General features: G+C 39.7%; 7 protein-coding genes. 3 read left to right on the forward strand and 4 right to left on the reverse strand.

Features of this window, described 5'->3' with window-relative positions; all coding sequences use genetic code 11:
* Nucleotides 1-13: 13 nt before the first annotated feature.
* Complete coding sequence (locus C9J12_RS12480; RefSeq protein WP_107243009.1) at nucleotides 14-295, reverse strand: hypothetical protein; 282 nt, start codon at nucleotides 293-295, stop codon at nucleotides 14-16.
* A gap of 283 nt (nucleotides 296-578) precedes the next feature.
* Here C9J12_RS12480 and C9J12_RS12485 point away from each other — a divergent pair, with 283 nt between their 5' ends.
* Entirely contained in the window at nucleotides 579-974 is a 396-nt protein-coding gene (locus tag C9J12_RS12485) for a hypothetical protein (RefSeq protein WP_227876345.1), read from the forward strand.
* A gap of 76 nt (nucleotides 975-1050) precedes the next feature.
* On the opposite strand, the gene rhtB is transcribed toward C9J12_RS12485, so the two are convergent.
* Entirely contained in the window at nucleotides 1051-1674 is a 624-nt protein-coding gene (rhtB, locus tag C9J12_RS12490; protein ID WP_107243010.1) for a homoserine/homoserine lactone efflux protein, read from the reverse strand.
* Between the two features lie 548 nt (nucleotides 1675-2222).
* On the opposite strand from rhtB, the gene C9J12_RS12495 reads away from it, so the two are divergent.
* Both C9J12_RS12495 and C9J12_RS12500 read left to right on the forward strand, forming a co-directional pair.
* Nucleotides 2223-2543, forward strand: coding sequence for a PTS sugar transporter subunit IIB (locus C9J12_RS12495; protein WP_227876346.1), 321 nt, complete (start codon nucleotides 2223-2225; stop codon nucleotides 2541-2543).
* A gap of 694 nt (nucleotides 2544-3237) precedes the next feature.
* Nucleotides 3238-5145 carry a PTS fructose transporter subunit EIIC gene (locus C9J12_RS12500; RefSeq protein WP_107243012.1) on the forward strand — a complete coding sequence of 636 codons (1908 nt, stop codon included), beginning with the start codon at nucleotides 3238-3240 and terminating at the stop codon, nucleotides 5143-5145.
* Nucleotides 5146-5333: 188 nt separating this feature from the next.
* On the opposite strand, the gene C9J12_RS12505 is transcribed toward C9J12_RS12500, so the two are convergent.
* Both C9J12_RS12505 and C9J12_RS12510 read right to left on the reverse strand, forming a co-directional pair.
* Entirely contained in the window at nucleotides 5334-5780 is a 447-nt protein-coding gene (locus C9J12_RS12505) for a hypothetical protein (protein WP_107243013.1), read from the reverse strand.
* A 68-nt stretch (nucleotides 5781-5848) separates the two neighbouring features.
* Nucleotides 5849-6085 (reverse strand): cytochrome c, encoded by a 237-nt coding sequence (locus C9J12_RS12510; RefSeq protein ID WP_227876347.1) that lies wholly within the window; start codon nucleotides 6083-6085, stop codon nucleotides 5849-5851.
* Nucleotides 6086-6206: the final 121 nt, after the last annotated feature.

Genomic DNA, 6206 nt, shown 5'->3' on the forward strand with positions numbered 1-6206 from the left:
TTTAAAAGAAATACTAGTGATAACCATGCCCATGTTTCCAACTCGTGCTCATTTGATTTGTAACACACTCAGGAAGGGGTCGGTGCGCCTTCGCTGCTGGCGCCATAATTTTGCGATAGCCAGAAGCGACCAACCGTAAGTCGAAAGCTTTATCAATAGGCATTCCAGCTCGAGCTAAATCCCAACGAAATACACGGAGTGCCATATATTCGTGTTGCTCTATCTCGCCACCATAAGGATATTTTAATACCTTGGCATAAGCTTGCTTTGCCAGTTCGAAGTTAACTTTAATCATAAGTACCTCCCAAACACACTGGTTATAACCACAGTAGTACGTTACAGGGTAGCGTGCAAGTTTATTTGTACTCTAGACATTGATATACATCATAAATGTTGCCTAAATGTGAATATACTCCGACAGTAAACAATGGCTTGGTTAATCTTTGCTCATCACAGAATAGAAACGATAATTCTTTTAAAAAATACCTAAAAATAATGAGAAAATTTGACACTATCAATACGACACAAACTTAGGCTCTGGTATTATTTGGTCACAAAAATAATTAATAGAGAAATTGATGATGTTTTCTGCTCGCCTTGCAAAACGAGTGTTTACCATACTTTTAGCGACGGGATTAATTGGATGTAGCACTGAACCACAAACAGGTGACATCATTAACTATAAAGGTATCTACACTTGGGGAGATGGCATACGCAGCTTTCAACCTTGCGGTTCTGCTAATTATTATTGGGTAATACAAAACTCGGCCATTGTAGAACCAATGAAAGCCTTGTCAATCACGCTACAAAATGCGCGTAACGAATCTTACCAGCCGGTTTATGTAGAGATCACCGCTGAGCATGTAGAGCAGCCTAAAGGTGGATTCGCCATCGACTTTAATGGTGCTATTGATATTTTAGAATCAACTATTATTTCCGAGAATATACCTAGCGAATGTGTATTCAATAATTAAATAAAAACCACACCAAGTATTCTACTACTTGGTGTGGTTAATATTAAAGGCAGTTAACAACAAGAAAAACTACGCGTTAGTTATGACTTGCAACTGCCAATAAAGAGCCAGCGCCCATAAACATACTGCCAAAAATTCTATTTTGAATACGCACATGACGCTCATTTTTAATTAAGTGTACTAAACGCGTTGCCAGTAAGGAATAGCCAATCATGACCACTGTATCTACCACCAGCATTGTTGTGCCCAACAGCATAATCTGATTAATTTGAGGCTCGTTGGTATTCATGAATTGTGGTAATAATGCCACCAAAAAAACAATACTTTTAGGATTAGTCACATTCACAATAACGGATTTAGTAAACAACTTGAATGGTTCAGGTTTTTGCGCTTTCACTTCACCTAAATCGAGTTTACTAACTTCATTAAACTTTTGATAACCAAGAAAAATAAGATAAGCGACACCTACCCACTTAATAACCGAAAACGCCAATTCTGACTGTGCAAGCAACGCACCTAACCCCAAACCAACCATCACAATATTAAATGCACTGCCCACTTGTAAGCCTAGGTTTGCGATTAAACTGGCTTTGAAACCATACTTCATTGTATTTGCCATCGTATTCACAGCCCCCGCACCAGGCGAAACACTCAACACTATGGCTGCAAGCAAAAAGGTTAACCAGACTTCAATTGTCATTTGTTCTCTCCATTTAAACGACTCATCCATACAGTCTACGAGGCAAGTCTGGTAATAATCGAAAAAGTATTAGTGCTGCAAAATTATGCCTTCAAAGCACACATTGATGACAAGATACGTTTTAATTATCGAAATAACAAATGCATTCGTTTTATGCAAAATCATAATGTTTTATAGCCAAGGGACTTAGAGGTGATTTTTTAATTCTGTATGGAAAACAACGACACTGCGTTTTATATTTTGCTCTGATGGTGCTCACTCTTACAAAAGCTTTGCAAAAACCTCTAATCTCATTGGTCCATGGATAACAGTTTTGTAGGTTAAGCACTAGTTACAGCTTATTTCAAAGTGTGCATCTGACTTGTTAGTACCGTGGTGCTGAACATGTTTCTGACGTCTTAATTTATTGATATGTGACGAATTAAATTTTTGTTTGTTAGGTTGCGAGTCTATTCACATCAATTTCCGAAAGTTTCAGCTCTTGTATTTGGCCTATATGCTATCGTTCTCATACCAAAATGATGTAATTAAAAATGGTGGAAAGTGATATGAGGATTATATTGTGCTGCGGTGGTGGATTCTCAACCAGTATACTGGCAAAGAGAATGAGGGCGGAGGCTGAAACTAGAGGGATCGATTGTACGGTTGAAGCGTTTGCCGAGATTGAAATGAAAGATAAAATGCAAGATTGTGATGTTTGTTTAATCGGCCCTCAGATTAGCTTCTATAAAGATAATTTACAGAAACTTGCCAGTAAGTATAGTACGCGAGTCGCGGTTATCCCTAATATGGTATACGGTATGATGAAAGGAGATGAAGCATTAGATCAAGCTCTGTCTCTTATTTCAAACGAAGTTAATAGTAATTAGCCTGTTTCGTTATATCGTTTTTTTTCATCTAGGGCCTATTTATCTTTCAACATAATTATTGCTGGAGAAGTCGGAACCCTGCAAGGCTTTCCGCTGGCGCAACTTAAAGCCACACCTGCTGAATCAAGCTATGTGGCAGAAACATATCGCTCAAATGTTCTCAATCAGCTCAATGATTTACACGGCCAATCTTGTATTCCCTATACCCCATCTCATCCTTTTACTTAGCTTTACTTCATTCAGTTTTTGTTTACCTAAAAAGCACTACTATTATACCCAAGTCACCTCAAGGTGCTCGTTTCAGCAAGAATCCTGCATCTTGAGGTGGCTTGGGAATGATTTGTAAGTATGACTGTTTTCCCTGTGCTGAACACATTTTATGTTCAGCAAGGTAAAGGCAATAACAGCGGCTAAAAATAAATGATGGAGAAGCGGATGTTTTTCATCATGCTATCGTGACTGGTGGTAATCAAGTAATGCTTTATTGCGAAAGGACTTAGAGATGATTTTTTAATTCGGTATCGAAAACAACGATACCGCTTTTCATGGCGGTTAATTATCAAGCGATTTAAGACTTCTATCACACTTTAATTTTGTGGGTACGAAAATCCAGTATATGCATGATTTATCCTATATCTGCGTTTTATATTTTGCCTCAATATATAGACAAGCATGACTAATACGGAGAATTATCATGAAGATTGAATCCCTAATAACCAATCAATTAATTTGCTTAGATCTTAAAGCGACAAATAAAAAAGAGGTGCTAATTGAAATGGCAACTCTTCTTGAAAGCACTCAATGCATTTCTGACAAAAAAGCTTATTTATCAGACGTATGGGCACGAGAAGACATTAGTAGCACAGGCTTTGAAGATGGTATCGCAATTCCTCACGCGAAGAGTGCAGCAGTTATTAAACCCGCTGTTGCTGTCGGTATTAGCCGTGCTGGTATAGAGTACGGTGCAGATGATGGTGAACTGTCTAATATATTCTTTATGATCGCATCACCCGATGGTGGCGATAATCACCACATTGAAGTACTAGCACAAATTTCTAGTAAATTAATTGAAGATGGATTCACAGATAAACTTCGTGCAGCAAAAACAGCAGAAGAAGCCGTCACGTTATTAACGCAAATAACGCCACAGAAAAAAGCACAACCAACTATGCAACCAACACAACCTGAAGTACCAGCCTCCTCTTTTAAAGCATCACTAGGTCGAATGAAACAACACTTGTTGTTTGGTACGTCGCACATGATTCCATTCATTGTTGCTGGTGGTGTTTTACTTTCTTTATCAGTGATGATTTCAGGTAAAGGTGCAGTGCCAGAAACCGGTGTATTAAAAGACATCGCTGAAATGGGTATTGCAGGGTTAACCTTATTTACCGCTATTTTGGGTGGCTATATTGCTTACTCAATTGCTGATAAACCAGGTTTAGCACCCGGAATGATTGGTTCATGGATTGCAGTTCAACAATATAATACGGGATTCTTAGGTGCCATTGTCGTCGGCTTTATTGCAGGCTTTGTTGTGCAGCAACTTAAACGTATTAAGCTGCCTGATAGTATGACGTCACTCGGCTCGATATTTATCTACCCACTGATTGGTACATTCATCGTATGTAGTATCGTAATGTGGGGCATTGGTGAACCCATTGCACACATGATGACATCAATGAATGAATGGCTAGCAGGCATGGCTGGCAGCGGTAAGGTACTACTCGGTGCAATTCTTGGTGGTATGACTGCATTTGATATGGGTGGCCCAATCAATAAAGTCGCAACACTGTTTGCGCAAACTCAAGTTGATACACAGCCATGGTTAATGGGTGGTGTAGGCATCGCGATTTGTGTTCCACCACTGGGTATGGCACTGGCGACTATTTTATCACCTAAACGCTATAAGAAAGATGAACGTGAAGCAGGTAAAGCAGCCGCTATCATGGGTATGATTGGTATTACCGAAGGTGCGATTCCATTTGCTGCAGCTGACCCAATACGTGTTATTCCTGCCATTGTTGTAGGTGGTATTGTGGGTAACGTCACTGGCTTCATGTTTAACGTATTGAACCACGCACCTTGGGGTGGCTGGATTGTACTGCCTGTTGTAGACGGTAAAATTGGCTACATTGTAGGTACGATTGCAGGTGCTGTTGTTACTGCACTTATCGTTAACTTACTGAAGAAACCAGTTACTGAAGAAGATGAAAACGAAACAATGAATTACACGCCTGTTGAATCAATTTCTGAAGAAGGTGTGGCACAGGTACTTGCAATTACATCATGTCCATCAGGTGTTGCGCACACTTTTCTTGCAGCAAAAAGTTTAGAAAAAGCAGCAAGTAAGTTAGGCATTAAAATTAAAGTCGAAACCCAAGGTGCTAACGGTATTGTAAACCGATTAACCGCAAAAGATGTCGCTAATGCAGAGCTGGTTATCTTTGCTCACGATGTCGCGATTAAAGAAATTCAACGCTTTGATGGCATGCATATTGTCGATACAAAAACCAAAGAAGCAATGAATAATGCAGAGCAACTGATTCGAGCTAACCTAGCTCAAGCTAAAAGTGATTCAGCAGTAACGGCAAATGCATAAACCCTGAGACTAAGGCTGAGAGTAATATTAAACATCAGTGATTCCTGATAGGAAATAACGTTAGACAATATTCAAAGGCAGGTTCCCCTACCTGCCTTTTCTTATTTCTAAATGGCTATACCCAAGTCACCTCAAGATGCTCGTTTCAGCGAGAATCTTGAGGTGACTTGGGTATAAGAGGGAAAGTTTTAACTCGTAGCGTGTGACAATCGAATACCATCACGAATATTTAACCCTAATAAAATAGCATTCGTCGCCCCAGCAATTAATTCAATGCCCTGTACAGCCCAATATAGCGAATCAAATTGACCAGCTACCGACCAACGCGCTAAAAAAATCGCAGCAGGTATAAGAATAACCACACCATTAGCGGCTGCAATTTTCATTCTTTTTTGCTTAACCGCTAATGCCCCCTGAACTTTCGCGCCATACAGTTTGTTCGCAGTTATTCCCGTCGTCATCATTGCGATAACCAATAACCCGACACTGTATAAAATAGTCTGTTTAACTTGTGCAATTATTTCATGATCACCAAATATATCGGCGAAAAGGCTACTTGAAAAAAATGAGACAATCATAAGGAAAGCTATAACCGCTGCCGTTTTATGTATACGTTTCATTGTTACCCTATTCATAACATCCCCTTATTGTTTGGTCTTAATGTAAATCTTAGTGCTAACTCTTAAATAAATTGAAATGAACCTTACCAAGCTGAACGATACTGGCGATGGCAACCTTTACACGTGCCATTTACTTGCTTTAAACCTAGTTTTGCTAACGCTGTATCTTCACGCTCAACACCCTCTAGCATATCGGCATAACCTTGCTCCATCTGCGACATCAAGGCATTAAACTTTGCGGGCTTACTCCATATTGATGATTTGGCGCGGCTACCTGCATCACTCCCTTTTGGAAACGCGCTTTGTAGCTCGATTTGCATATTTTCATCCATCCCGATCGCTCAATAACACTGATGCCGATCAGCCAATACCATTCATGGCGATCACCTAATAACATCGATGCCGATCACTTTGGTTAAAAATGTTATTGAGCGATCGACT

Origin of the sequence: Photobacterium frigidiphilum, assembly GCF_003025615.1 — a bacterium.
Taxonomy (GTDB): domain Bacteria; phylum Pseudomonadota; class Gammaproteobacteria; order Enterobacterales; family Vibrionaceae; genus Photobacterium; species Photobacterium frigidiphilum.